The 23,366-nt window shown below is 64.8% G+C and carries 18 protein-coding genes and 1 pseudogene; 13 read left to right on the top strand and 6 right to left on the bottom strand.

Annotated features, from left to right (window positions below):
• Window positions 1-133: 133 nt before the first annotated feature.
• Window positions 134-1,612, top strand: coding sequence for a mannitol dehydrogenase family protein (locus tag NG698_RS06570; protein WP_252599421.1), 1,479 nt, complete (start codon window positions 134-136; stop codon window positions 1,610-1,612).
• 249 nt (window positions 1,613-1,861) lie between these two features.
• Here NG698_RS06570 and NG698_RS06565 read toward each other — a convergent pair whose 3' ends face one another.
• From NG698_RS06565 to NG698_RS06555, 3 genes are all read right to left on the bottom strand, one after another.
• Window positions 1,862-4,909: a Tn3 family transposase gene (locus NG698_RS06565; protein WP_252599420.1), complete on the bottom strand. Its 3,048-nt coding sequence runs from the start codon at window positions 4,907-4,909 to the stop codon at window positions 1,862-1,864.
• Between the two features lie 218 nt (window positions 4,910-5,127).
• The gene (locus NG698_RS06560) at window positions 5,128-5,610 is read right to left on the bottom strand and encodes an SRPBCC family protein (RefSeq protein ID WP_252599419.1); all 483 of its coding nucleotides are present in this window, start codon (window positions 5,608-5,610) and stop codon (window positions 5,128-5,130) included.
• Window positions 5,607-5,966 (bottom strand): ArsR/SmtB family transcription factor, encoded by a 360-nt coding sequence (locus NG698_RS06555; RefSeq protein WP_252599418.1) that lies wholly within the window; start codon window positions 5,964-5,966, stop codon window positions 5,607-5,609. Before NG698_RS06555 ends, NG698_RS06560 begins: the two co-directional genes overlap by 4 nt.
• Window positions 5,967-6,136: 170 nt before the next feature.
• Between NG698_RS06555 and NG698_RS06550 the strand changes: the two genes are divergently transcribed.
• The 9 genes and pseudogenes from NG698_RS06550 (at window position 6,137) to NG698_RS06510 (ending at window position 16,784) form a co-directional block, all read left to right on the top strand.
• Window positions 6,137-6,541, top strand: a complete 405-nt coding sequence (locus NG698_RS06550) for a tautomerase family protein (protein WP_252599417.1) — start codon at window positions 6,137-6,139, stop codon at window positions 6,539-6,541.
• A 187-nt stretch (window positions 6,542-6,728) separates the two neighbouring features.
• On the top strand, window positions 6,729-7,763 hold the full coding sequence (gene iolC, locus NG698_RS06545; protein ID WP_058932781.1) for a 5-dehydro-2-deoxygluconokinase: 1,035 nt from the start codon (window positions 6,729-6,731) through the stop codon (window positions 7,761-7,763).
• Entirely contained in the window at window positions 7,760-8,683 is a 924-nt protein-coding gene (locus NG698_RS06540) for a Cgl0159 family (beta/alpha)8-fold protein (protein WP_252599416.1), read from the top strand. Before iolC ends, NG698_RS06540 begins: the two co-directional genes overlap by 4 nt.
• 34 nt (window positions 8,684-8,717) lie before the next feature.
• The gene (gene iolD, locus NG698_RS06535) at window positions 8,718-10,646 is read left to right on the top strand and encodes a 3D-(3,5/4)-trihydroxycyclohexane-1,2-dione acylhydrolase (decyclizing) (protein ID WP_252599415.1); all 1,929 of its coding nucleotides are present in this window, start codon (window positions 8,718-8,720) and stop codon (window positions 10,644-10,646) included.
• Window positions 10,647-10,675: 29 nt separating this feature from the next.
• A pseudogene (locus NG698_RS06530) lies at window positions 10,676-12,184 on the top strand (CoA-acylating methylmalonate-semialdehyde dehydrogenase); the annotation flags it as partial.
• A gap of 178 nt (window positions 12,185-12,362) precedes the next feature.
• Window positions 12,363-13,280, top strand: coding sequence for a sugar phosphate isomerase/epimerase family protein (locus NG698_RS06525; protein WP_252599414.1), 918 nt, complete (start codon window positions 12,363-12,365; stop codon window positions 13,278-13,280).
• Between the two features lie 28 nt (window positions 13,281-13,308).
• On the top strand, window positions 13,309-14,322 hold the full coding sequence (locus NG698_RS06520; RefSeq protein ID WP_252563952.1) for a Gfo/Idh/MocA family protein: 1,014 nt from the start codon (window positions 13,309-13,311) through the stop codon (window positions 14,320-14,322).
• Window positions 14,323-14,436: 114 nt separating this feature from the next.
• A complete protein-coding gene (locus tag NG698_RS06515) occupies window positions 14,437-15,309 on the top strand; it encodes a sugar phosphate isomerase/epimerase family protein (RefSeq protein ID WP_252599413.1) in 873 nt (290 codons plus the stop codon).
• 32 nt (window positions 15,310-15,341) lie between these two features.
• Window positions 15,342-16,784 (top strand): sugar porter family MFS transporter, encoded by a 1,443-nt coding sequence (locus NG698_RS06510; RefSeq protein ID WP_252599412.1) that lies wholly within the window; start codon window positions 15,342-15,344, stop codon window positions 16,782-16,784.
• 134 nt (window positions 16,785-16,918) lie between these two features.
• Here NG698_RS06510 and NG698_RS06505 read toward each other — a convergent pair whose 3' ends face one another.
• From NG698_RS06505 to NG698_RS06495, 3 genes are all read right to left on the bottom strand, one after another.
• Window positions 16,919-17,560 carry a Gfo/Idh/MocA family oxidoreductase gene (locus NG698_RS06505; protein ID WP_374209878.1) on the bottom strand — a complete coding sequence of 214 codons (642 nt, stop codon included), beginning with the start codon at window positions 17,558-17,560 and terminating at the stop codon, window positions 16,919-16,921.
• A 145-nt stretch (window positions 17,561-17,705) separates the two neighbouring features.
• Complete coding sequence (locus NG698_RS06500; protein ID WP_252563947.1) at window positions 17,706-18,725, bottom strand: sugar phosphate isomerase/epimerase family protein; 1,020 nt, start codon at window positions 18,723-18,725, stop codon at window positions 17,706-17,708.
• Window positions 18,722-19,909, bottom strand: coding sequence for a Gfo/Idh/MocA family protein (locus tag NG698_RS06495; RefSeq protein WP_252563944.1), 1,188 nt, complete (start codon window positions 19,907-19,909; stop codon window positions 18,722-18,724). Before NG698_RS06495 ends, NG698_RS06500 begins: the two co-directional genes overlap by 4 nt.
• A gap of 154 nt (window positions 19,910-20,063) precedes the next feature.
• Between NG698_RS06495 and NG698_RS06490 the strand changes: the two genes are divergently transcribed.
• The 3 genes from NG698_RS06490 to NG698_RS06480 all read left to right on the top strand — a co-directional run bounded on the left by NG698_RS06490 (window position 20,064) and on the right by NG698_RS06480 (window position 23,353).
• Window positions 20,064-21,077 (top strand): LacI family DNA-binding transcriptional regulator, encoded by a 1,014-nt coding sequence (locus tag NG698_RS06490; RefSeq protein WP_252608902.1) that lies wholly within the window; start codon window positions 20,064-20,066, stop codon window positions 21,075-21,077.
• A gap of 148 nt (window positions 21,078-21,225) precedes the next feature.
• Window positions 21,226-22,221, top strand: a complete 996-nt coding sequence (locus NG698_RS06485) for a substrate-binding domain-containing protein (RefSeq protein WP_205630641.1) — start codon at window positions 21,226-21,228, stop codon at window positions 22,219-22,221.
• 64 nt (window positions 22,222-22,285) lie between these two features.
• Entirely contained in the window at window positions 22,286-23,353 is a 1,068-nt protein-coding gene (locus NG698_RS06480; RefSeq protein WP_058929934.1) for an ABC transporter permease, read from the top strand.
• The last annotated feature ends 13 nt before the right edge of the window (window positions 23,354-23,366 follow it).

Raw genomic sequence — 23,366 nt, 5'->3', positions numbered from 1 at the left:
ACGTTCAACGCACTTTCTGTCCTTCCCGGCAAGGCAAGAATCATTGGCTGTTTCCGGGAAGAGGCCAGCCCGCCATGGGCCCGGGAACCGGGCTCCATGCCGATCGACCAGCACATTCTGAAAGGCTAAACACATGCATTCACTCACCAGCTCAACTCTCCCGGAACTCCCCGCTGCTGTGGGCAAACCCTCTTATGACCGCTCAGCTTTGACGGCGGGAATTGTCCATTTCGGCGTCGGCGGCTTCCACCGCGCACACCAGGCCATGTATCTGGACCGCTTGATGAGCACCGGCCACGCACTTGACTGGGCGATCTGCGGCGTTGGGGTCCTGCCCGGCGACGCCCGCATGAAGCAGGTAATGGACAGCCAGGACTGCCTCTACACCCTCGTGGTGAAAAACCCGGACGGCACCCGGGAGGCGCGGGTCATCGGCTCCATCATTGAATACCTTTTCGCCCCCGACGACCCGGATGCTGTTATCGAAAAGATGGCCTCGGACGCCGTCCGCATCGTCTCGCTCACCGTGACGGAGGGCGGCTACAACTTCCACCACGTCACCGGGGAATTCAACACCGAGAACCCGGACGTCATCCACGATCTCCAGCCCGGAGCCGCACCGCGGACAACCTTCGGGCTGGTCACCGAGGCCCTTGCCCGGCGCCGCGAACGGGGTTTGGAGCCATTCACGGTGATGTCCTGTGACAACATTCAGGGCAACGGCGACGTCGCACGGAAAATGTTTACCGCCTTCGCATCTCTCAAAGATGCCGAGCTTGGCGGGTGGATCGAGGAAAACGTGCCTTTCCCCAACAGCATGGTGGACAGAATCACCCCCGTGACCACGGACGAGGACCGAGGCGCCATTGAGGAGGAATTCGGGGTGAAAGACGCATGGCCCGTGGTCTGTGAGCCCTTCGAACAATGGGTGCTCGAAGACCATTTCAGCCTCGGCCGTCCGCCCTTCGAAGACGTCGGGGTCCAGCTGGTGGAAGACGTGGAACCCTATGAGCTCATGAAGCTGCGCCTGCTCAACGCCAGCCACCAAGGCATGTGCTATTTTGGCTACCTCGCCGGCTACCGCTACGCGCATGAAGTCTGCCAGGACCCGTTGTTCTCCCAGTTCCTGCTCGACTACATGGACAAGGAAGCCACGCCGACCCTGCAGCCCGTTCCGGGCATCGACCTCGACGCCTACAAGCACACTCTCATCGAGCGCTTCTCCAATGAATACGTCCGCGACACCCTGGCCAGGCTGTGCGCCGAGAGCTCAGACCGTATTCCCAAGTGGCTCCTGCCGGTGATCCGCATCAATCTGGCAAACAACGGCGAAATCCATCGCTCTGCAGCAATTGTGGCCAGCTGGGCGCGGTACGACGAAGGCACCGACGAGCAGGGCAACCCCATCGAAGTGGTTGACCGCCTGAAAGATACCCTGATGGCCGCCGCCGCCCGGCAGCGCCAGGACCCGCTGTCCTTCATCTCGGACCGCGAAGTCTTCGGCGCCCTCATCGATGATGAACGGTTTGTCATGGCCTACTCCGACGCCCTGACGGGCCTCCATGACCATGGCGCCAAAGATACCCTTCGATCCCTAAAGCCGGGGCTCTAGACTCCACGAATCGTATCTTATGGAGGGGCGCGACCGACTGCCGAGCTCCTGACCGGCCCGAAATTCTAATCCCTCGAGCGCCCGTTCAAGTTTCCGCATGACCGACGCCGAAACCGGCAACTCATCCCGCGAATTAACCGCCTTTCTCGGCTAACAATCACACGCCGGCAGTGACCGGGTGTCGGTAGATGATCGTTTTCCGACACCCCTTAATGCCCCGGTTTCTTTCCGTTGCCTCTCAGGCTCTTCTTACTCCTCGTTGCTGTCGCGGTGGTCGGGATCGCGCAGAGTGCGCCGGCCACCGGCGAGGTCGGGAAGTTGGAAGGAGTAGTGACCGTGGACGTTGATGTGCCGGCGCACGTACGCCGACAGGCGGGCGACATCGGCATCGAGCACCGGGTAGCCCTGTTCCCGCAGCGTGGTCAGGGCGTGGTCAAGGTAGACCGTGTTCCACAACGTCACACAATTCAAGACAAGGCCCAGGGCGCCGAGTTGGTCTTCCTGCCCGTCACGGTACGCCTGGTGGAGCTTGCCCTCCCGGCCGTGGAAGATGTGCCTGGCCAGGGCGTGGCGGCCCTCCTGGAGGTTGCGCAACGCTTTCATTTCCCGGCGGTAGGCCGGGTCATCGACGAAGGTGAGGATGTGGAGGGTTTTGAAGATCCGCCCGTAGTGTGCCACCGCCTCGCCCAGATCAGTCGGTCGTCCGTCGCGTTGCAGGATACGGATCACATCGTGGGCGGAGACCTCGCGGGTGTGGATCGAGGCGGCGATCCGGCAGATGTCCGGCCAGTGCCGACGGACCTTCTCGATGTCGATCTTTCCCCGGGCGGTCCTGTCGAGCCTGCCGTAGTCGGCTGACCGGTTGATCCGCCACAGCTTGGCGTCGGGCAGGTCCGCGAGCACCGGCCGGTAGTCGAATCCCAGCAAGGTGACCAGGCCGAACACGATGTCGGAATAGGAGCCCTGGTCGGTGATCAGCACCTCGGGCCGGTGGCTACCGTCGGGGTTGTAGAGCAGGTCCACGAAGTGAAGGGTGTCCTTCGGCGTGCCCGACACCACCTTGGCCGCCAGCCCGACGGACTGATCGGAGATCATGTTCAGCCAGGTCACGCCCTTCTTTCGGTGGAAGTACTTCGGGTTTGGGCGGGCGTCGACGGAGCGGACCGGCACGATGAACCGGATCCCGTCGACGGCGGCAACCAGCCCGCCGCCCCACTCCTGCGCCAGGTCGCTGGCGCCCTGGGCCTCGATGAGCACCGCGTTGGCTGCGGCGTAGGAGTCCGAGCCGAGGTAGTGCTGGTCGACGTGGGAGAGCCGGTCGCGGGTCAGCGCGGGAGCGTCGGCGATCACCGGTCCGAACCCGATGTTGAGCGCGTGCGCGGTCAGCAGCGCGGCGACCGAGACGTGCAGGTCGGTCAGCCGGGAGGACACGCCTGCTGCGGAGGTGAAGGAGGCGGTGAAGTCCGGGTGCCAGCCCATCACCTCGAGCACCAGTTCGGACAGGTCCACGCGCGGGATCATGCCCGCTACACGGGTGCGCAGGTCTTTCAGGCTGGGCGACTCCTCCAACGCGTCGTCCTTGCCGAGGTGCATCCGGCCGTCGGTGTCCACGGTGATGTCCCCGCCGGCGGTCATCCCGCCGGACACCGTTCGCCACGCCGCATCCAAGGTCCCGGCATGCTCGGCGAGCAGCGAATCGGGCTGCTCCGGCAGCAGCAACGCGCCCAGCGCCGGGCCCTTCGCGTTCTCCCACGCCGGGCCAGATAGCAGCCGGGCCCGGGGATCTGACCAGCGGTCGGAGGTGGCCGCGAAGATGTCGCGGTGCTTGAGCGCGGTGTGGAACTGCTCCAGAACGCAGAACACGTAGGCGTTGCGGTCCACCGTGCCCCCGGGCCTGCCGGCGGGGAACACCAGCTTCTGCCACCAGCCCTTCGGCACCACCGACAGGTCGACCTTGCGGGCATCCAGGTAGCCCTTGGGCACCTTCACCGTCTCCCGCAGGTCCAGCAGATGCGCCAGATCCTGCATCGCCCCCAGGATCTTGTGTGCGTCGGCGGTCGCCGCGAACCCGACTACCTCGCACAGCATCTTGGCGAAGCCGCGCACCGTGGCGTACCGCTCCACGACCGCCTCCCGCCACTGCCCCTCCGGTTCGGCCTGCGGCGGCGGGATGATCTCCCGGATTCCCTCCACCGCCGCAGCGATCTGTGCCCGGGAGCCCACCTGGTGCTCGATCATCGCCCACACCATGCCCAATGGCATCGTCTCACTCGCATCCTCGGCCTCGAGCAGAAGTTCCACCACCGACTGGAGTATCCGGGCGTGCCGGGCGACCATCGGCGCCCGCTTTATGGTGGCCTTCTCCGCGGCCTTGTTTGCCCGCCCGATCAGCTCGTTAGACATGAATACGTCGAACAGTTCCAGGGCATCGTCGGTGGCGCTCACCTCCAGCCACCGCACCGTGGCCAGCAGCGTGGCGATCTTCTTCTCGTACGGCAACCGGTCAAGCTTGGTCGCCGTCTCGTTCCTGCCCTCCTTCGCCAGGGCGATCAACCGCCGCTTGGGCACCCCGGCCACATCCACCTCGCCCAGGTGCATCCCGGCGATCTCCGATACCCGGTTCAGCGCCATGACCATGCCGCGCCCGGTCGTGTTCTTACCCGCCTTGCGCCACATCTCCAACTGCGACCAACGGCTACCCCCGGGCACCTGCAGCAGTTTCTCCAGCTCAAGGGCCTGCCCGCCGGTCACGGCCCGCGCCAGGGCGGCGTACAGCCTGGTTTCGGCCTTTTTACGGACGCTGGCCACCTCGTCCCGTAACGTCGTGACCCCCGGCAGGAGTGCTCTCCGCGCCCGTAGCCATCCCACCGCTGCGTAGAACAGCGGCTTCGGTTGATCACCGGTCGTCCACGCCTGCCCGTCCAACCAGCCGATCAACTCCGCTTCCGCCGAGGCGTAGGAAACGTAACCGTATACCTTGGCGATCTCTGCCTGATGCTCAAACCGTGTCGGCCGCCGCTCCAAGTACCCCTTCACGCACGACGGATCGGCCACCCCGACTTGTCCGGCCACATAATCCACCACCGCAGTCGGTACGTCGAGAGGATCTTCCAGGAACGTGCCCAGGCGCCGGACGGTCACCAACTGGAGACTGAACCCGAGCCGGTTGTGATCACCGCGCCGTTTCGCTACGAGGTCCAGATCGGCGTCGTCCAGGAAGAAGAACCGTTCCAACACCGCCTGTTCCGGGGCCTGCGCCTCGAATCGCCCGTACGAGGCCTCCTCGGCCGCAGTCAAATATTTATGTTTAGCCACACAGGCTCAACGAACCGAGGCAACCATCGTTACCGCCGGAGATCGGCTTAGCGTGACTTTCCCGAGCATTGGTCCTCAAGCCCCGGCTCGACCACCGGTGCAGCGACGGGTCTCGACGGGCTCGACCACGAGTACGACGGCGGCCGGTTACCTTCTCCAGGAAGGTGACCGGCCGCCGTCGTACTTGTTTAAGGGCTGTTCTAGACCTTGGCGCCGCTGAGCAGTTCGTCGAGCCGCTCGTAGCCCTCGGACATGCCGCCCTCCATGCCGGACTGCGCCATGCCGTCGCGGGCCTCCTGGGTGGGGTAGACGGAGTGGCCCCGGACGCGGGACCGGCCGTTGCCGAGGTCTTCGAAGGTGAGGAACTCGAGGCTGACAACGTCAGGGTAGCCGCCGAATTCGAAGGTCTGGATGGCAAATTCGTTCTCGCGGACGGTGTGATAGACGCCGCTGAATTTGTAAGCGACGCCGTCGGGCCCGGTGTGCAAGTAGCTGTAGCTGCCACCGGTCCGGAAATCGAGATGGTTGATTTCCATCTTCATGCCACGCGGGCCGAGCCACTGGATGACAAGGTCCGGGTCCTTGTGCGCGCGGAAGACGTCCGCAACCGGGAAATCGAATTCGCGGTCGTAGTCGATGAAGGGGAGTCCTTCAGGAATGGTGAGGTTCAGCGGATTGCTCATGATGATTCCTTTAGGTGGTTGCCGCCGGTTGCGGCATTGGATCTGAGCACGGCGTCCAGGCTGCGGAACTGCTCTTCGCGGACCAGCCGGTACTGGTCGATCCACGCTGTGAGAGCCTCCAGCCGTGCGGGATTCAGGTGGACGGGCCGGCGCTGGGCTTCCCTGCTGCGGGTGACGAGCCCTGCCTGCTCGAGGACCTGGATGTGCTTCGAGACTGCCTGTTTGGTGATCGCGAAGGGTTCCGCCAATTCGTTGACTGTGGCCTGCCCGCGGCTGAGCCGGGCGATGATCCGCCGCCGCACGGGGTCGGCCAGGGCCATAAAGGCCGAGTCCAGGGTGCCGTCGTCGGGGTTCATCGTGGTGCAGGCCTTTCTGGATTATTAATCAACTAAATCATTGATCAACCATTTGGTTGTTTAACCATACTCCCGGCCTCGCCGGGGCGGAAGGGCTATCTGGGGATTTTCCTTGCCGATCCTCTCGGAAGTTTGTTAGTATGTCAGGACAAACTTCAGGGAGATGAAAAATGCCGCTGGTACGAATCGATGTTAACCAAGGGCGCAGCGCCGAACAGTTGCAGCGTTTGAGCCGGGGCATACATGATGCCATCCTCGCAGAGTATGCCATCCCGGAGCGCGACTACTTCCACGTTCTCACGGAGCACCCGCAGGGCCAGATTGTCGCCCAGGATGCAGGGCTCGGCTTCGAGCGCACCCCCAACGTGGTGATGATCCAGATCTTTACGCAAGGCGGTCGGAGCCAGGCCGCCAAGCAATCCCTCTTTGCGGCGATCGCCGACCGGCTGGCGGAACTTGATGTTGCCGGTGAGGACGTGTTTATCGGATATGTGGAGAATGCCGCCGGTGACTGGTCGTTCGGCTTCGGGCGGGCGCAGTACGTCACGGGTGAACTGGCCGTCCCCCGGAAGTGATCCCGACGGCGCCAATTCGGCGCCTTGTGCAGGTTGTAAATATGTCAGTACAAACCTTTGACAGGACAATGATTCTAGGGCAAGGTAGTGGTTGTGGCCCCGCTCACGGGGGCCCGGCCAGGAACCCGAGCTCTAGCTCTTGCAGTACAGGGGTATGGAGCTCAAACCAGAAAGGTCCGCGATTACCGTGACCCACGAACTGCTCACGATCGGGCGCATCAGCGTTGATATATACCCGAACGACATCGGGGTGGATCTGGAGGACGTGACGTCCTTCGGAAAGTACCTCGGAGGTTCCCCGTCCAATGTGGCCGTGGCCGCGGCGCGGCATGGCCGCAACGCAGGCGTCATCACGCGCACCGGCGACGACGCCTTCGGAAAATACCTCCACCGTGAACTGCGCAAGTTCAACGTGGACGATACATTCGTTACGCCGGTGAAGGAATGGCCCACCGCGGTGACGTTCTGCGCCATTATGCCGCCGGATGATTTTCCGCTCTACTTTTATGGGCGTTTCCCCACGGCGCCTGACCTGCAGATCAAGGCCGCGGAGCTGGACCTGGTAGCCATCCGCGAGGCCGGGATCTTCTGGTCGACGGTGACTGGTTTGTGCCAGGAGCCCAGCCGCGAGGCCCACCTGGCCGCCCATGCTGCCCGTCCCCGGACCGGTCTCAAGGAAGGCCAGTACACCATCCTGGACCTGGACTACCGGCCCATGTTCTGGGCTTCCGAAGAGGAAGCCCGGGCCGAGGTTGCAAAGATCCTGCCGCACGTCACGGTGGCTATCGGCAACGACAAGGAATGCGCCGTTGCCGTGGGCGAAGGAACCCCTGACGAACAGGCCGACCGGCTGCTGGCCGCCGGCGTCGAGATCGCCGTCGTCAAGCTTGGGCCGGAAGGTGTGATGGCAAAGACCCGCACCGAACGCGTTGTCTCCGCGCCGGTCCCGGTGGAAACCCTCAACGGCCTTGGTGCCGGCGACTCGTTTGGTGGAGCCTTCTGCCACGGACTGCTGTCCGGCTGGCCGCTGGCCCAGGTCCTCGATTACGCCAACGCCGCCGGCGCCATTGTGGCCTCCCGTCTTTCCTGCGCCGACGCCATGCCGACGCCGGAGGAAGTCACCTCGCTGCTGGCCGAACGCGGCCGCCTGGTACCCGCCCTGGCCGGTGCCGCCGCCTCACGCCCGTCCCACACCACAGTTTCCGAAGGAGCAGCGTCTTGAGCGCCAACGATGATCCCCGCCGCTACCAGCACCTGAGCGCCCTCCGGCTCGAAGACCCCGACGCCGTTGCCCGCGCGGCAGCCACCCGCCGGCGCCATCCGGGGCTGAAGTACGGTGTGCAGAACTTCATCGTTGCCGCCGACCACCCCGCCCGCGGAGCCCTCTCCGTGGGGAACGATCCGGTGGCCATGGCGGACCGCCGCGATTTGTTGGACCGCCTGCAGATCGCCCTGGCGAATCCCGCCGTCGACGGTGTCCTCGCGTCCCCGGACATCATGGACGACCTGCTCCTGCTGGGGGCGCTCGAAGGCAAGCTGGTCTTCGGCTCGATGAACCGCGGTGGCCTGGCCGGGCTCGTCAACGAAATCGATGACCGCTTCACCGGCCACACGGCCGCAGCCTTGGAAGCCCTGGGCGCCGACGGCGGCAAGATGCTGACCCGCATCTGCCTCGGCGACCCGGACACCGCCTCCGCCCTGGAAGCCACGGCTCGGGCCGTCAACTCCCTCGCCGCACGCAAGCTGATCGCCATGGTGGAACCGTTCCTCTCGATCTGGCAGAACGGCAAGGTCCGCAACGACCTCAGCCCGGACGGGGTCATCAAGTCCATCGCGATCGCCCAGGGTCTGGGCTCCACGAGCGCCTACACCTGGATGAAGCTGCCCGTAGTGGCCGAGATGGAACGCGTCATGGCGGCCACCACGTTGCCCACCGTGCTCCTCGGCGGGGACCCGGAAGGCACCCAGGACGAGGTCTTCGCCAGCTGGCAGGCCGCCCTGGCCCTGCCCGGCGTCCAGGGCCTCACCGTGGGGCGGACGTTGCTGTACCCGGCCGACGGCGATGTGGCAGGCGCCGTCGCCACCGCCGCCTCGCTGCTCAAGTCGCCGGTGCTGCAGTCATCAGCGAAAGTATCGGAGTAACGTCTCAATGAGTACAGGAACAGCAACACGCAGAATGACAGTCGCCCAGGCCGTCGTCGAGTACCTTTCCAAGCAGTACACGGTGGACCGCATCGGCACCGAGGACTACCGGGAGCGGCTGATTCCGGGGACGTTCGGCATCTTCGGGCACGGGAACGTTGCCGGCGTCGGCCAGGCCCTGAAGCAGTACCAGGCCGCGGACCCGTCCATCATGCCGTACTACCAGGGCCGCAACGAGCAGGCCCAGGTGCACCAGGCCGTGGGCTACGCCCGGCACACCCGCCGCCGCCAGACGTTTGCCATCAGCACCTCCATCGGTCCGGGATCCTCGAACCTCCTCACCGGAGCCGCACTAGCCACCACCAACCGCCTGCCCGTGCTGCTGCTGCCCAGCGACACCTTTGCCACCCGTGCCGCGGACCCGGTCCTGCAGCAGCTCGAGCAGCCCTACGCGTACGACATCACCGTCAACGACGCGTTCCGGCCGCTGTCCAAGTTCTTCGACCGGGTGACCCGCCCGGAGCAGCTGTTCTCGGCGTTCCACCACGGCCTGCGTGTCCTGACGGATCCGGCCGAAACCGGTGCCGTGACCATCTCGCTGCCGCAGGATGTCCAGGCAGAGGCATTCGACGTGCCTGAGGAGTTCCTGGCCGAACGCGAGTGGCGCATCCGCCGTCCCGAGGCCGACGACGAGGACATCCGCCGCGCCGCCGAGGCCATCCGTGCCGCGAAGCGCCCGCTGATCATCGCCGGCGGTGGCGTCCTGTATGCCTACGCCAACGAGGAACTCGCTGCATTCGCTGAGTTGACGGGCATCCCTGTGGGGAACACCCAGGCCGGCGTCGGCGTCCTGCCATGGGACCACAAGTTCTCGCTCGGTGCGATCGGCTCCACAGGGACGACGGCGGCGAATGCCATCGCTGCCGAGGCGGACCTGATCATCGGCATCGGTACCCGCTACGAGGACTTCACCACGGCGTCCCGGACCGCGTTCCAGAACCCGGACGTGCGGTTCATCAACATCAACGTCGCCCCCATCGACGCGTACAAGCACGGCACCTCCCTGCCGATCGTCGCCGATGCCCGCAAGGCCCTGGTCAAGCTGAATCAGGCCCTGGGTGGCTACCGCGTCGGAGCGGACCTGGAAGCGAGGATCGCCGCGGAGAAGAAGCGCTGGGACGCCACCGTTGATGAAGCCTTCGACACCCGCTTCACCCCGCTGCCGGCCCAGAACGAGATCATCGGCGCCACGTCCCGGGCCATGGACGCGGCGGACGTCGTCATCTGCGCCGCAGGCTCCCTGCCCGGTGACCTGCACAAGATGTGGCGCGTCCGGGACCCCTTCGGATACCACGTGGAATACGCGTACTCCTGCATGGGCTACGAAATCCCCGGCGGGCTAGGCGTCAAGCGTGCAGCGCTGGCAGAGGCCGCGCGCGGCGGGGCGCAGCGCGACGTTGTGGTCATGGTGGGGGACGGTTCCTACCTGATGATGCACACCGAACTGGTGACCGCCGTCGCCGAACGGATCAAGCTGATTGTGGTCCTGATCCAGAACCACGGCTACGCCTCCATTGGATCCCTGTCCGAGATGCTGGGTTCGCAGCGGTTCGGCACCCAGTACCGGGCGCTGAACGAGGAGCAGCACAGCTTCGACGAAGGCGAGACCCTGCCGGTGGACCTGGCCCTGAACGCCGAAAGCCTCGGCGTGAAGGTGATCCGGATCGAACCGGGGGAGAAGGTCATTGCCGAACTCGAGCAGGCCATCCGGGACGCCAAGGCCGCGCCTGAACGCAGCGGGCCCATCCTGATCCACGTCGAATCCGATCCGCTGCTGGACGCGCCCAGCTCCGAGTCCTGGTGGGACGTTCCCGTCTCCCAGGTCTCGAACCTCGACTCCACGCAGCAGGCCTTCAAGACCTATACCGACCACAAGAACCGCCAGCGCAAACTGCTCGGTTAGACCCCACAGACCAAAGGAAGTCCAACACCATGTCAACGACGACCGTCACCACCACCATCAACCACTTCATCAACGGGGCAGAGACCGCCGGCGTTGGCACCCGCACCCAGCCGGTCTACAACCCGGCCACGGGCGCCGTCTCCGGCGAGCTGCGGCTGGCCAACCGGGCGGACCTCGATGCCACTGTTGCCGCTGCCCGTGCCGCCGCCGACTCCTGGGGTGACATCTCCCTGGCCAAGCGCACCGCAGTGCTCTTCAAGTTCCGCGAGCTCGTCGCGTCCCATGTTGGCGAGCTCGCCGAGCTGATCACCGCCGAGCACGGCAAGGTCCTCTCCGACGCCAAGGGCGAGATCGGCCGCGGCCTGGAGGTCATCGAGTTCGCCTGCGGCATCCCGCAACTGCTCAAGGGCGACTACTCCGACCAGGTCTCCACCGGCATCGACGTCTTCTCGTTCCGCGAGCCCCTGGGCGTCGTCGCCGGCATCACCCCGTTCAACTTCCCGGTCATGGTGCCGCTGTGGATGGCGCCGATGGCCATCGCCACCGGCAATGCCTTCATCCTCAAGCCCTCCGAGCGGGACCCCTCCGCGTCGATGCTGCTGGCGAAGCTGTGGAAGCAGGCCGGCCTGCCCGACGGCGTCTTCCAGGTCCTGCACGGCGACAAGGAAACCGTCGAGGGTCTCCTGACCCACCCTGACGTGGATGGCATCTCCTTCGTGGGTTCCACCCCGATCGCCCAGTACGTCCACGAGACCGCCACCAAGCACGGCAAGCGCGTCCAGGCCCTGGGCGGCGCGAAGAACCACGCCATCATCATGCCCGACGCCGACCTGGACAACGCGGCAGACCACCTCGCCGCCGCAGCGTTCGGCTCCGCCGGGGAGCGCTGCATGGCCATCTCCGTGGCCGTCGCCGTCGGGGACGCCGCAGACCTGATCGTGAAAAAGGTCGAGGAGCGCGCGCTCGCCGTGAAGGTCAACAACGGCACCGCTCCCGACGCCGAAATGGGCCCGGTCATCACCCCGGCCTCCAAGGAACGCATCGTCCGGATCGTCACCGAAGCCGAAGCTGCGGGAGCGGCGATGGTGGTGGACGGCCGCGACCTGGTGGTCCCCGGCCATGAAGACGGCTTCTGGGTCGGCCCCACCGTCCTGGACCACGTCAAGACCGAAATGACCGCCTACACGGAGGAAATCTTCGGCCCCGTCCTCGTCGTGGTCCGGGTGGAGGACCTGGACGCAGGCATCGCCCTGATCAACGCCAACCCCTACGGCAACGGCACCGCCATCTTCACCTCCTCCGGCGCCAACGCCCGCAAATTCCAGCGCTCCGTCACCGTCGGCATGATCGGCATCAACGTGCCCCTGCCCGTACCGGTCGCCTACCACTCGTTCGGCGGCTGGAAAGCCTCACTCTTCGGCGACAAGCACATCTACGGCCCCGAAGGCGTCTCCTTCTACACCCGCGGCAAAGTCATCACGTCACGCTGGCCTGAAGCCAGCCACGCCTCCGGCGCCTCCTACAACTTTCCCTCCCACGCCGACGACAGCCACCAAGTCCGGCACGATGGAATCGCGGAGGGACTCCCTGACGAGCTGGCCGTAGGAGAGGACGCCGTCCCTGGACGGGCCGACGATGCTTCCGAAGGGCGCGGACGGCGGGACTGACCCACGCCCGACCCTACCGGCCCGACAACACAGAAAAGACAACGCTGTCATGACAGACAAAGAGAACAAACTCATCATCGGCACCGCGCCGGACTCCTGGGGCGTCTGGTTCGCCGACGACCCCAAGCAGACCCCGTGGGAACGGTTCCTCGACGAAGTGGCCGAATCCGGCTACAAGTGGATCGAACTGGGCCCCTACGGCTACCTGCCGAACGATCCCACGCGGCTGGCCGAGGAGCTCAAGGCCCGCGATCTGAAGGTCACCGCAGGGACGGTCTTCACGGCATTCCACCGCGGCGCCAAGCAATACGACGAAGCCTGGGAGCCGGCCCGCAAGGTGGCCGAACTGACGGCAGCCATGGGCGGCGAGCACATTGTGGTCATTCCCGCCATGTGGCGCGACGATGTCACCGGTGAGGCAGTGGAGAACGGCGAGCTCTCACAGGAACAGTGGGCTGACCTCTTCGCCGGCCACAACCGCATGGGCAAAGTCCTGCTGGAGGACTTCGGCCTGAAGCAGCAGTTCCACTCACACGCCGATTCGCACGTTGGCGCGCAGCAGGACATCGAGACCCTGCTGGCCTCAACGGACCCCGAATACCTGAATCTGTGCCTGGACACCGGCCACGCCGAGTACTGCGGAGCGTCCAGCCTTGAGCTGATCAAGAACTACCCGGACCGCATCGGCTACCTGCACCTGAAGCAGATCAACCCGGACATCCTCAAGAAGGTCAATGCGGAAAACATGACGTGGGCCGCTGCCAACCTGGCCGGCGTCATGACCGAACCGCCCAACGGTCTTCCGGACCTGCGTGCGGTCATCGAGGCGGTCGAAGGACTCAACCGTCCGATCTTCGGCATCGTGGAACAGGACATGTACCCAGTGGCCTTCGACGTCCCGATGCCCATTGCCAAGCGCACCCGCAACTACCTGCTCTCGTGCGGCTCCCGCACCAGGGTCAGCTAGTACCCCCTGATACCTAAAGGACAGAACAATGACTGATACTCTCCGCGTTGCCGTTATCGGCGCGGGCCGCATGGGCGCCGACCACATCAAGCGGCTCAGCACCCGCATCCACGGCGCCGAAGTGGCCGCCGTCGTCGACGTCGACCTCTCCCGGGCGCAGGCCGCCATCGAAGGGATCGACGGCGCCGTGGCCCTGGCCAGCGCCGACGAGGCACTGAACAACGGCGACGTCAACGCCGTGCTGATCGCCACGCCGGGCTTCCTCCACGAGGAAATCTTGTACAAGGCACTGGAGAAGGGCTTCCCGATCCTGTGCGAAAAGCCGCTCACCCCTGACGCCGAAAGTGCGTGGAAAGTTGTCCAGGCCGAAACGGCGCTGGGACACAAGCGCATCCAGGTGGGCTTCATGCGCCGCTTCGACGCCGAATACGCCGCCCTGGGCTCCGTCATCCGCGACGGCGAACTGGGCGAGCTGCTGATGCTCCACCACCAGCACCGCAACCCCACCACGCCTGCCGGCTTCACCAACGAGATGCTGATCAACGACTCCGTGGTCCACGAGTTCGACGCCATCCGCTTCTTCACCGGCGAGGAAATCACCTCCGTGCAGGTCCGCCTGGGCAAGGCCACCCGCAACGCCCCGAGCGGCCAGCACGATCCGCAGCACGTACTGCTCGAAACCGAATCCGGCGTCCTGGCCGACGTCGAGATCTACGTCAACGCCAAGTTCGGCTACGAAGTGGCCACCCAGGCCTCGTTCGAGGACGGCATCGTTAGCATCGGCGGGGACAAAGGACCCTACACCCGCAGCGCCGGCCGCTGGGGCGGGAACGTCACCCCCGGCTTCGAGGAGCGCTTCGGCGCAGCGTACGACGTCGAGGTCCAGGCCTGGGCGGACGCTGCCCGCCGCGGCGAAATCGGCGGCCCCACCGCCTGGGACGGCTACGCCACCGCAGCCTGCTGCGAGGCCGGCGTCGAGGCCCAGAAGTCGGGCGAAAAGGTCAAGGTCCAGCTGAACGCTAAGCCGGACCTCTACAGCTAAAGCCCCGCCCGCTCCCGTAGTTTTTGTCCAGATAATGCGACTTTGAGGCCCTTTCGGCGCATTATCTGGACAAAAACTCAGTTAGATCACTGACTCGTTCACAAAGGAGTGACCATGAAAATCGCCTTGGACCCCACCCCGTTCCACCACAGCCACAGCCTGCTGGAATTTCCGCGCGTGGCCGCCGATCTCGGTTACAAGTACCTGCAGCTGACCCCGCATGCGGACATGATCCCGTTCTACAACCACCCCAAAGCCGACGATGAGCTTGTGGCCCAGATGAACAAGGCCTGCAAGGATGCCGGGGTTGAAATCGCGTCGGTGCTTCCCGTGCTGCGCTGGTCGGGTCCGGACGAGGATGCCCGCGAGGCAGCGGTCCGCTACTGGAAGCGCGCCATCCAAATTGCCGTGGACCTTGGCGTCAGCACCATGAACACCGAATTCAGCGGCCGCCCCGAAAAGGCCGAAGAATCCGAGCGCGCCTTCTACCGCTCCATGGAAGAGCTGCTGCCGATCATCGAGCGTGAAGGCCTGGATGTCCTGATCGACCCCCACCCGGACGACTTCGTCGAAGACGGCCTGGCCGCCATCCGCGTCATTCGTGGCATCAACTCGCCCAACATCGGCATGGTCTACGTTGCCTCGCACTCGTTCCACATGGGCAACAAGCCCCTTGAAATCATGCGGGCAGCGGGGGACAAGCTGCGCCTGGTCCACGTCTCGGACACCATGGACCACCACGCCTCCCACGGCCTGCGCTACATCACGAATCCGCCCGGAAACGCCGTGCGGGTGCACCAGCACCTGAAGATCGGCGACGGCGACGTGAACTGGGACGAGTTCTTCGGCGGGCTCAAGGAAATCGGCTTCCTGGACAAGGACAACACCGTCATGGTGTCCAGTGTCTTCGCCGAAGACGACAACGCCGAGGACGTGTCCCGCTACCAGCTGGAGACAATGCGCAACTACGCCGCTCAGGCCAAGTAGTGGTGGGGAAGACGGACCAAAGCAACGGAACCATGACGAATCCCGGCACAGTCCAATCCGACGCGCCCGGCACCACCAAGCCGAACAACCCGGCCAAACCGGCAAATCCGAAGAAGTTCATGCGGAAGGTGGCGCTCTTCTCCACGTTCGGCGGGCTCCTGTTCGGCTACGACACCGGCGTCATCAACGGCGCCTTGCCGTTTATGCAGCGGGACCTCGGACTGACGCCGCTCACCGAAGGGCTGGTCACGTCCACGCTCCTGTTCGGCGCGGCCTTCGGCGCCATCAGCGCAGGCCGGCTCTCGGACCGCTTCGGCCGGCGTAAGACCATCATGGGACTGGCCCTGATCTTCGTCATGGCCACCATCGCCTGCACCATCTCGCCGAACACGGAGCTGCTCATCGCGGCCCGGACATTCCTGGGCCTGGCCGTGGGCGGCGCCTCCGTGATTGTCCCCGTGTACCTCGCGGAAATGTCCCCGGCGGCCCAACGCGGCCGCATCGTCACCCAAAACGAGCTGATGATCGTCACCGGCCAGTTCCTGGCCTTCACCTTCAATGCAGTACTCGGCAACGCTTTCCCCGAAGAAACGCACGTGTGGCGCTGGATGCTGGTTATCGCCACGCTCCCGGCCGTGGTCCTGTGGTTCGGCATGCTGGTCCTGCCGGAGAGCCCGCGCTGGCTGGCGTCGGCCGGCCGCTTCGGGGCCGTCCTTGAGGTGCTGCGCTCCACCCGCGCCGCCGGCGACGTCTCCGCGGAGTTCGACGAGGTACGGCAGGCAGCCCGGGAGGATTACCAGGCCAGGATGGGCACGTTCAAGGATCTCACCGTTCCGTGGATCCGCAGGATCTTCGTGGTGGGCCTGGGCATGGCGATCATCAACCAGATCAGCGGCGTCAACGCCATCATGTACTACGGGACGTCCATCCTTTCCTCGTCCGGATTCGGCGACCAGGGCGCCTTGATCGCCAACGTCCTCAACGGCGTCACGTCGGTGGCGGCCGTCGTCGTTGGCATGTATCTGATGACGCGGGTGCCCCGCAAGCCCATGCTGATCGTGGGACTGTGCGGCACGGCGTCGTCCCTGACGGCCATCGCGCTCGTCTCCATGCTCCTGCCGGAGAGCACGTTGCGCGGCTACCTAGTGCTGCTGTTCATGGTGACATTCCTGGCTTCCATGCAGGGCTGCATCGGCACTGTCACCTGGCTCACCATGTCCGAGATCTTCCCCATGCACGTCCGCGGCATCGCGATGGGCATCTGCGTCTTTGTGCTTTGGATGATCAACTTCCTGATCGGGTTCTTCTTCCCGCAGATGGTCTCGTGGATCGGGGTTTCGGCGACGTTCTTCATCTTCGTGGCACTGCAGCTGTGTGCCATTGTCTGGGTCAAGCGCGTCGTTCCGGAGACCAAGGATAAGTCCCTGGAGGAGCTCGAGCACCTGTTCAAGCAGCGCTCAGGCGTGTCTGTCTAAGGTGACGCCGCACCCCAAGGTGACGCGGGTGCGGGGCCATGGACGCTCTCTCACTTCCTGCAGGAAAATCCGGATCCCTCTCTCACCAGGTGAGAGAGGGATCCGGGAAAACGCGCAGGAAGTGAGAGAGGGTGCTAGAGCGCGACCACCGCGTTCTCCAGCGCACTGCGGCGGGCCGCATCCAGCACTTCCAGGGTGCGGATTCCTTCGGTTGCCGGTACGGGCTCGGGTCCGTCGCCGCGGACTGCGCGGGCGAACTCTGTATAGAAGCTGGCATAGTTCCCCTGTGCCGAGGCAATGGCCTCGCGGCCGTCCCTCGTGGACAGGGTGCCCCAGTTTTCGGCCGAGTCGATGCCCCACGTTGCCGGTTCCTCGATCGGACGGCGTCCCGACATCAGGGCGTCAGCCTGAACGTCGGCGCCGGAGGCGATGTAGCTGCCCCTGCTGCCATAGGCCCGCAGCTCCCGCGTGGTGGAATGGTTGAGTTTGCTGGCGGACACCGTGGAGACGGTTCCCGACGAATGCGTCATGGTGACAACAAAGCCGCAGTCCGTCCGTTCGCCGAAACGGTCCGTCCAGTCCAGGGTCGCGTGCACGTGGCTCGCCGGTCCGAGCAGCCACAGCATCTGGTCAACCAGGTGGCTGCCCAGGTCCCGCAGGAGTCCACCGCTGGCACCGAGCTCAAGGTTGTCGGCGTTGTCCTGGTCCATGGTCGAATGCACCCGCCACGTCTCACCGAGTTCCCCTGAGGCCAGCACGTTTGCGAGTGTGAGGATATCCGCGTTCCGTAACCGACAATGCCAATACGCATGTTCGTTTCCTTCTCTTTTAGGGATGGCCTGCCTCCGGTCACAGCAAGGGGGCGACGCATATGCGCCGCCCCCTTGCTGTTCACAGGCCTTTGCCTGACGAATTGGATGGCTAAGCCGTCAGGTTCAGCGAAGACCTGAGCGCGGCGTCAGCATCCCGCAGCACCTTGGCCGCCACCTGCAGGCCCTCGATCCGGCCCAGTGAGACGTCCTCGTGCTCGATGTTGACCAGCATCTCCGGGTCTACCTCGTGCAGGGCCCGGAGGAACTCTGTCCAATAGGCGGTGTTATGCCCGCGGCCCAGAGCCACGAAGTCCCAGGCAGAGTTCTTGGGCCACTCGTTGGCCCACTCGTCGCCGCCGAGGTTGGTGCGGTTTTCCTCCGGCGCGAGCCGGCGGAAGCTGTTGTCCAGCACGCCGTACAGCGCAGCGTTTTCGGTGTTAACACGGACATCTTTCGCCGCCGCCTGAAAGACGAGCGGTCCGAGTTCGCGTACGACGGCAACCGGGTCCATCTGCTGCCAGAACAGGTGGGAGGCATCCAGTTCGACGCCGACATGCGTTGCGTTGGTCAGCTCGATCAGCTTGTGGACGTCGGCGGTGTTGAAGACGAGGTTCTGCGGGTGCAGTTCGAGAGCCACCTTGACGCCGTGGTCAGCGGCCAGGCGGTCGGTTTCCTTCCAAAACGCTGCGGCCACGCCCCACTGGTAGTCCAAGACGTCCAATGCTGCCGAGTTCCAGGCGTTGACCACCCAGTTGACGGTGGTGGCTCCGGGCTCTCCGCCGGGCAGGCCGGACATCGTAACTACCCGGTCCTGGCCGAGGCGGCTGGCCAGACGGATGGAGCGACGAATATCTTCGGCGTGCTTCTCGCCGATCTCACGGTTGGGGTGCAGCGGGTTGCCGTTGCAGTTGAGTCCTGCGATGGAAACTCCGGTGCCCTCGAAAAGGGCCAGGTAGTCGTCGCGGGCGGCGTCGCTTTCCAGGATCTGGTCCATGGTGGGGACGTGCACGGCGGGGAGAAAGCCGCCAGTGTTGATCTCGATACCGGTGAGGCCAAGCTCGGCAATGACCTTCAGTGCTTCGGGAAGTGGCCGGTCATGCAGGACTGCGTTGTAGATACCGAGCCTCATAGCGTGATCTTCTTTCCGTTGTTGAGGGCGGATTCGGCCACTGCGCCGAGCAGTTCCATGTTGCGCACGCCTTCGTCGAACGTGGCGCAGCGGGGGAGGGACTCTTCTTCGCTGAGACCGGCGACCTCTTCGAGGAACGCGCGGGCCTGGTAGCCGAAGGCGTCGTTCTGGCCGAAGCCGACTTCGGGGGCGTCCATGGCAAGACCCCCGGCGATGTAGGGGTGCCCCGGGCCGAGGATGACCTGGCGGTAACCGTTCTCGTTGCCGGAACCGTCGTTGAGGAACAGCTGGATCTCGGCCGGGCGGCGCTGGTCAAATTTGGCGGCACCGTTCTCGCAGAACACCTCGAACTGCAGGCTGTTGGCGTGCCCGGCCGCAACCCGGGAGACCTCAAAACTGCCGGCGCCGGTTCCGAACTCCGCGTTGAAGGCTGCGTAGTCGTCGTTCTCGACGGCTTCGAAGGTGTCGCTGACGGCAGCATGGTCGTGGCCCATAACGGCCGCGAGCGGCAGGGGCCGCTTGTCGATCACGGTGCTGAGGCTGCCGCCGGTGATCGACTTGATGTCGCCACAGAGGAACTCGGAAATGTACGTCAGGTGGCTTCCAACATCGGCGAGCGCACCGGAGCCGGGGCCGCCCTTGTAGCGCCAGCTCATGGGAGCGGAGGGGCTGAAGCCGTAATCGGTCCAGTAGCGGCCGCTGAAGTGCAGGACATTACCGAGGACGCCGTTGCGGATCAGGTCCCGGATGTAGGCGATGCCGGGGGTGCGGCGGAACGTGAAGCCAATACGGGCGATCGTTCCGCCGGCCTCGGCCGCGCGGGCTGCCTCGGCCATGGCGCGGGCGTCTGCCAGGGAGTCGCTCAGCGGCTTTTCGCACAGCACGTGCTTGCCGGCCGCGAGCAGGCCCTCCACAACTTCGCGGTGAAGCGAGTTGGCGATGACCACGCTGACGACGTCGATGTCATCGGCTTCGGCGATTGCCTGCCATGACGTGTCGTTGCGTTCGTATCCGAAACGGCGGGCGGCCAACGAGCCGAATTCGGCGTTGACGTCGCCGATCGAGACCAGGCGCACCGGGGGAAGTACCGGGCTGTAGAGGGCAGACGCGGTGCGGTATGCAGCAGCGTGGGCTTTGCCGGCCATGCCTGCACCGATGACGGCGACGCCTAGGCTTTCAGCCATTGATTTCTCCTTTGAAATTCAGCCGCGGCGGGAAGTTCCAACGGCATTTTGTAGCGCTACAATTTAGTGCACTGGATCTGAGCGTATCCATGTATGTATGTCCTGTCAATCAACTGGCGGATATCCTCAAGGGCAGACACGAAAGGCACCTCCGATGACGTTGCACAGCCCCAAGGCACGACGCCCGACGATCTATGACGTGGCGAAGCAGGCGGGCGTCTCGCCGTCGCTGGTTTCACTCGTACTGCAGAATCCCGCGAGGGTGAGCGAGAAGCGCCGCGAAGCCGTCCAGGCGGCCATCTCGGAGCTCGGGTACCGCCCCAGCCGCGCCGCCACTACGCTTGCCAGCAGTCGCACGAAGAGCATTGGGCTGGTGATTGACGACTACCGGAACCTGTGGTTCGTCGATCTGCTGCGGGGGATGGAGTCTGCGCTGACGGAACATGGCTACCAGGTCATGCTGGCTGATTCCCGCCCCGGGGAGAACCGCATCCAGGAAGCTGCCGACGGTTTGCTTGCCATGCACGTTGACGGGCTGGTGATAGCGGCGGAGCCAAGCGCGTCAATGTTGGCTGGGGCGGGGGTTCCGACGGTCGTGGCTGGGTGGCGCGATGGTGTGCCGGCCGGCGCTGATCTGATTACCAACGACGACGACGGTGGCGGCGGCATGGCGGCCAGCCACCTTCTGGGGCTCGGCCACATCCGGATAGGCCACCTTTCCGGATCCGGCGGTGCCGCTGCGCACCGGCGCGCGGGCTTCCTCAGCCGGCTCCGGGAGTCCGGCGCCGAACTTCGGATTGCGGGGGAGTCGGGCGGCACGTCCGAGGAGGATGGCTACGCCTCGACGTGCTGGCTGCTGGACCACTATCCGGACACCACTGCCATCTTCGCCGCCAATGACACCATGGCCTTGGGTGCCTTGGGTGCCATCAAGGCGCGCGGGCTTGCGGTCCCGGCGGACATCTCCGTGATCGGATACGACAATTCAACCCTGGCAAAGTCGCGGTATCTGGAGCTGACCTCAGTAGACAACCGAAGCGATCTGGTGGGCGTGGATGTGGCCAAGGCGCTGCTTGCACGCATTCGCGACGCCGCGGTTGGCCCGCAACGCAAGCTGATTGAGCCGGCCCTGGTTGTTCGCGGGACCACGGCGCGGCCGGCATTTTAGGGCGGCCGCAGTAGGCTCCTAACGTAAAAACATCCTAATGTCAGGACAAACTATTGACATTCGTGAGTTGAATCACCATGATCGAGGTAGACAGTGCTCCGGCAGTTGCAGAGTGGCAGCCCGGACCCTGAGATCAAAGGAGATTAACGTGGCTAATTTTTCTTGGCGCAAGGCGGCTCTCGTGGCGGCAGTTGTTCCCATGATGGCACTCAGCGCCTGCTCCAGCACGGGCGGGAAGCCGGTTGAGGGCGGCGGCGCCGCCGGCGGCGGTCAGGTGGCCACCACAGACCGCATGAAGGTGGCTCTCATCACCCACGCCGCGGCAGGCGACACCTTCTGGGACATAGTCCGCAAGGGTGCCGAGGAGGCTTCAGCGAAAGACAACGTGGAACTGCTCTACACCAGTGACCCGGAGGCCGGACGCCAGGCCCAGCTCGTCCAGCAGGCCATCGATCAGAAAGTCGACGGCATCGCCGTTACCCTCGCAACCCCGGAGGCCCTGAAGGACGTCCTGAAGAAGGCCACCGATGCCGGCATTCCGGTGGTCAGCCTCAACGCCGGCGAGTCCGTGTCGGCGCAGCTCGGCGCATTTACGCACTTCGGCTCGAATGAGCAGCTTGCCGGCCAGGCGGTGGGCACCAAGCTCGCCGAACAGGGCTTCAAGCACCCGGTCTGCGTCATTCAGCAGCAGGGCCACGTTGGCCTTGAAGCACGGTGCGCAGGCGTCAAGGCCAAGGTTCCGGGTGCGGAGATTCTCTACGTCGACGGCAAGGACATGACCGGCGTCCAGTCCACCGCCACCGCGAAGCTCCAGGCAGCCAAGGATGCAGACGTCATCATTGGCCTCGGCGCACCGATCACCCTCACGCTGCTCAAGTCCGTCGCGGACGCCGGCAGCTCTGCGAAGGTTGCCAGCTTCGACCTGAACGCAGAGCTCGCCCAGAAGATCGTGGATGGTGACGTGATCTTCACCGTGGACCAGCAGCCGTGGGCCCAGGGCTACATGTCGGTCGACTCGCTGTGGCAGGCCAAGCGTGGCGGCTTCAAGCTTGGCGGCGGCCAGCCGGTCTTGACCGGTCCCACCATCGTTGACCAGTCCAACGCTTCCGACGTTCTCAAATTCGCCCAGCAGGGCGTCCGCTAGATCCGGGACTCAGGCCGTGCGGCGGGCAACCGCCGCACGGCCTGACCAACAAGGAGTTCTTCCTATGGCAAAAACAGCAACCCTGCCCCCGGCACCGGCTTCAGCAGCCGGGCCACGTGGCGATGAGAGAATTGGGCGGCGGAACCCGCTCCAGACGCTCCTGGGCCGTCCCGAAGTCGGCGCGCTCGTAGGAGCGGTGGTCCTGTTCGTCTTCTTCGCGTTGGTTTCCCCGACGTTTACCCAGCCCAATGCCTTGGCGACCATTCTGTACGGCAGTTCCACGATCGGCATCATGGCGGTGGGGGTTTCCTTGCTGATGATCGGCGGGGAGTTCGATCTTTCCACCGGTGTCGCGGTGATCTCATCGGCACTGACGGCGTCGATGTTCAGCTGGTACTTCAGCACGAATATCTGGGTCGGGGTTCTCCTGGCCCTGGTGGTCTCCGTGGGCATCGGTTATATCAATGGCTGGATTTTGATGAAGACCAAGCTGCCCAGCTTTATCGTCACCCTGGCCACGTTCCTTATGCTGACCGGCCTGAACCTGGGCCTGACCCGGCTGATCGGCGGCTCCGTGTCGTCGCCGTCGATCTCCAGCATGGACGGCTTCGCCTCCGCCCGCGCGGTGTTCGCGTCCTCGGTCTCCATTGGCGGCATCGATGTCAAGATCACGGTGTTCATCTGGATCGCGCTGGTCGCCGTGGCCACCTGGGTGCTGATGCGGACCCGGGTGGGGAACTGGATCTTCGCCGTCGGCGGGGACGAGAATGCGGCCCGCGCCGTGGGTGTGCCGGTCAAGGCCACGAAGATCGGATTGTTCATGGGCGTGGGCTTCTGCGGCTGGATCCTGGGCATGCACAACCTCTTCGCTTTCGATACGGTGCAGTCCGGTGAGGGTGTGGGCAACGAGTTCCTGTACATCATCGCCGCGGTGATCGGCGGGTGCCTCCTGACCGGCGGCTATGGTTCGGCGGTGGGCGGCGCGATCGGCGCGTTCATCTTCGGCATGGCCAACAAGGGCATCGTCTATGCCCAGTGGAACCCCGACTGGTTCAAGTTCTTCCTGGGCCTGATGCTGCTGCTGGCCACCATCATCAACCTCATCGTCAAGCGCCGCGCGGAACTCAAGTAAAGGGGCCGGAGAA

Source organism: Pseudarthrobacter raffinosi, from assembly GCF_023913735.1.
Taxonomy (GTDB): Bacteria; Actinomycetota; Actinomycetes; order Actinomycetales; family Micrococcaceae; genus Arthrobacter; species Arthrobacter raffinosi.
Note: the sequence above shows the minus strand (reverse complement) of the source record. Positions and strands in the feature narration are given on the sequence as shown.

Bases quoted from the DNA above. Each gene is read 5' to 3' on its own strand.
- NG698_RS06490 (WP_252608902.1), top strand. From the start codon at position 20,064: ATGACGTTGCACAGCCCCAAGGCACGACGCCCGACGATCTATGACGTG.
- NG698_RS06515 (WP_252599413.1), top strand. From the start codon at position 14,437: ATGAAAATCGCCTTGGACCCCACCCCGTTCCACCACAGCCACAGCCTG.
- NG698_RS06520 (WP_252563952.1), top strand. From the start codon at position 13,309: ATGACTGATACTCTCCGCGTTGCCGTTATCGGCGCGGGCCGCATGGGC.
- NG698_RS06555 (WP_252599418.1), bottom strand. From the start codon at position 5,966: ATGAACCCCGACGACGGCACCCTGGACTCGGCCTTTATGGCCCTGGCC.
- NG698_RS06500 (WP_252563947.1), bottom strand. From the start codon at position 18,725: ATGAGGCTCGGTATCTACAACGCAGTCCTGCATGACCGGCCACTTCCC.
- NG698_RS06495 (WP_252563944.1), bottom strand. From the start codon at position 19,909: ATGGCTGAAAGCCTAGGCGTCGCCGTCATCGGTGCAGGCATGGCCGGC.
- NG698_RS06510 (WP_252599412.1), top strand. From the start codon at position 15,342: ATGACGAATCCCGGCACAGTCCAATCCGACGCGCCCGGCACCACCAAG.
- NG698_RS06570 (WP_252599421.1), top strand. From the start codon at position 134: ATGCATTCACTCACCAGCTCAACTCTCCCGGAACTCCCCGCTGCTGTG.
- NG698_RS06560 (WP_252599419.1), bottom strand. From the start codon at position 5,610: ATGAGCAATCCGCTGAACCTCACCATTCCTGAAGGACTCCCCTTCATC.
- iolD (WP_252599415.1), top strand. From the start codon at position 8,718: ATGACAGTCGCCCAGGCCGTCGTCGAGTACCTTTCCAAGCAGTACACG.
- NG698_RS06550 (WP_252599417.1), top strand. From the start codon at position 6,137: ATGCCGCTGGTACGAATCGATGTTAACCAAGGGCGCAGCGCCGAACAG.
- NG698_RS06525 (WP_252599414.1), top strand. From the start codon at position 12,363: ATGACAGACAAAGAGAACAAACTCATCATCGGCACCGCGCCGGACTCC.
- NG698_RS06480 (WP_058929934.1), top strand. From the start codon at position 22,286: ATGGCAAAAACAGCAACCCTGCCCCCGGCACCGGCTTCAGCAGCCGGG.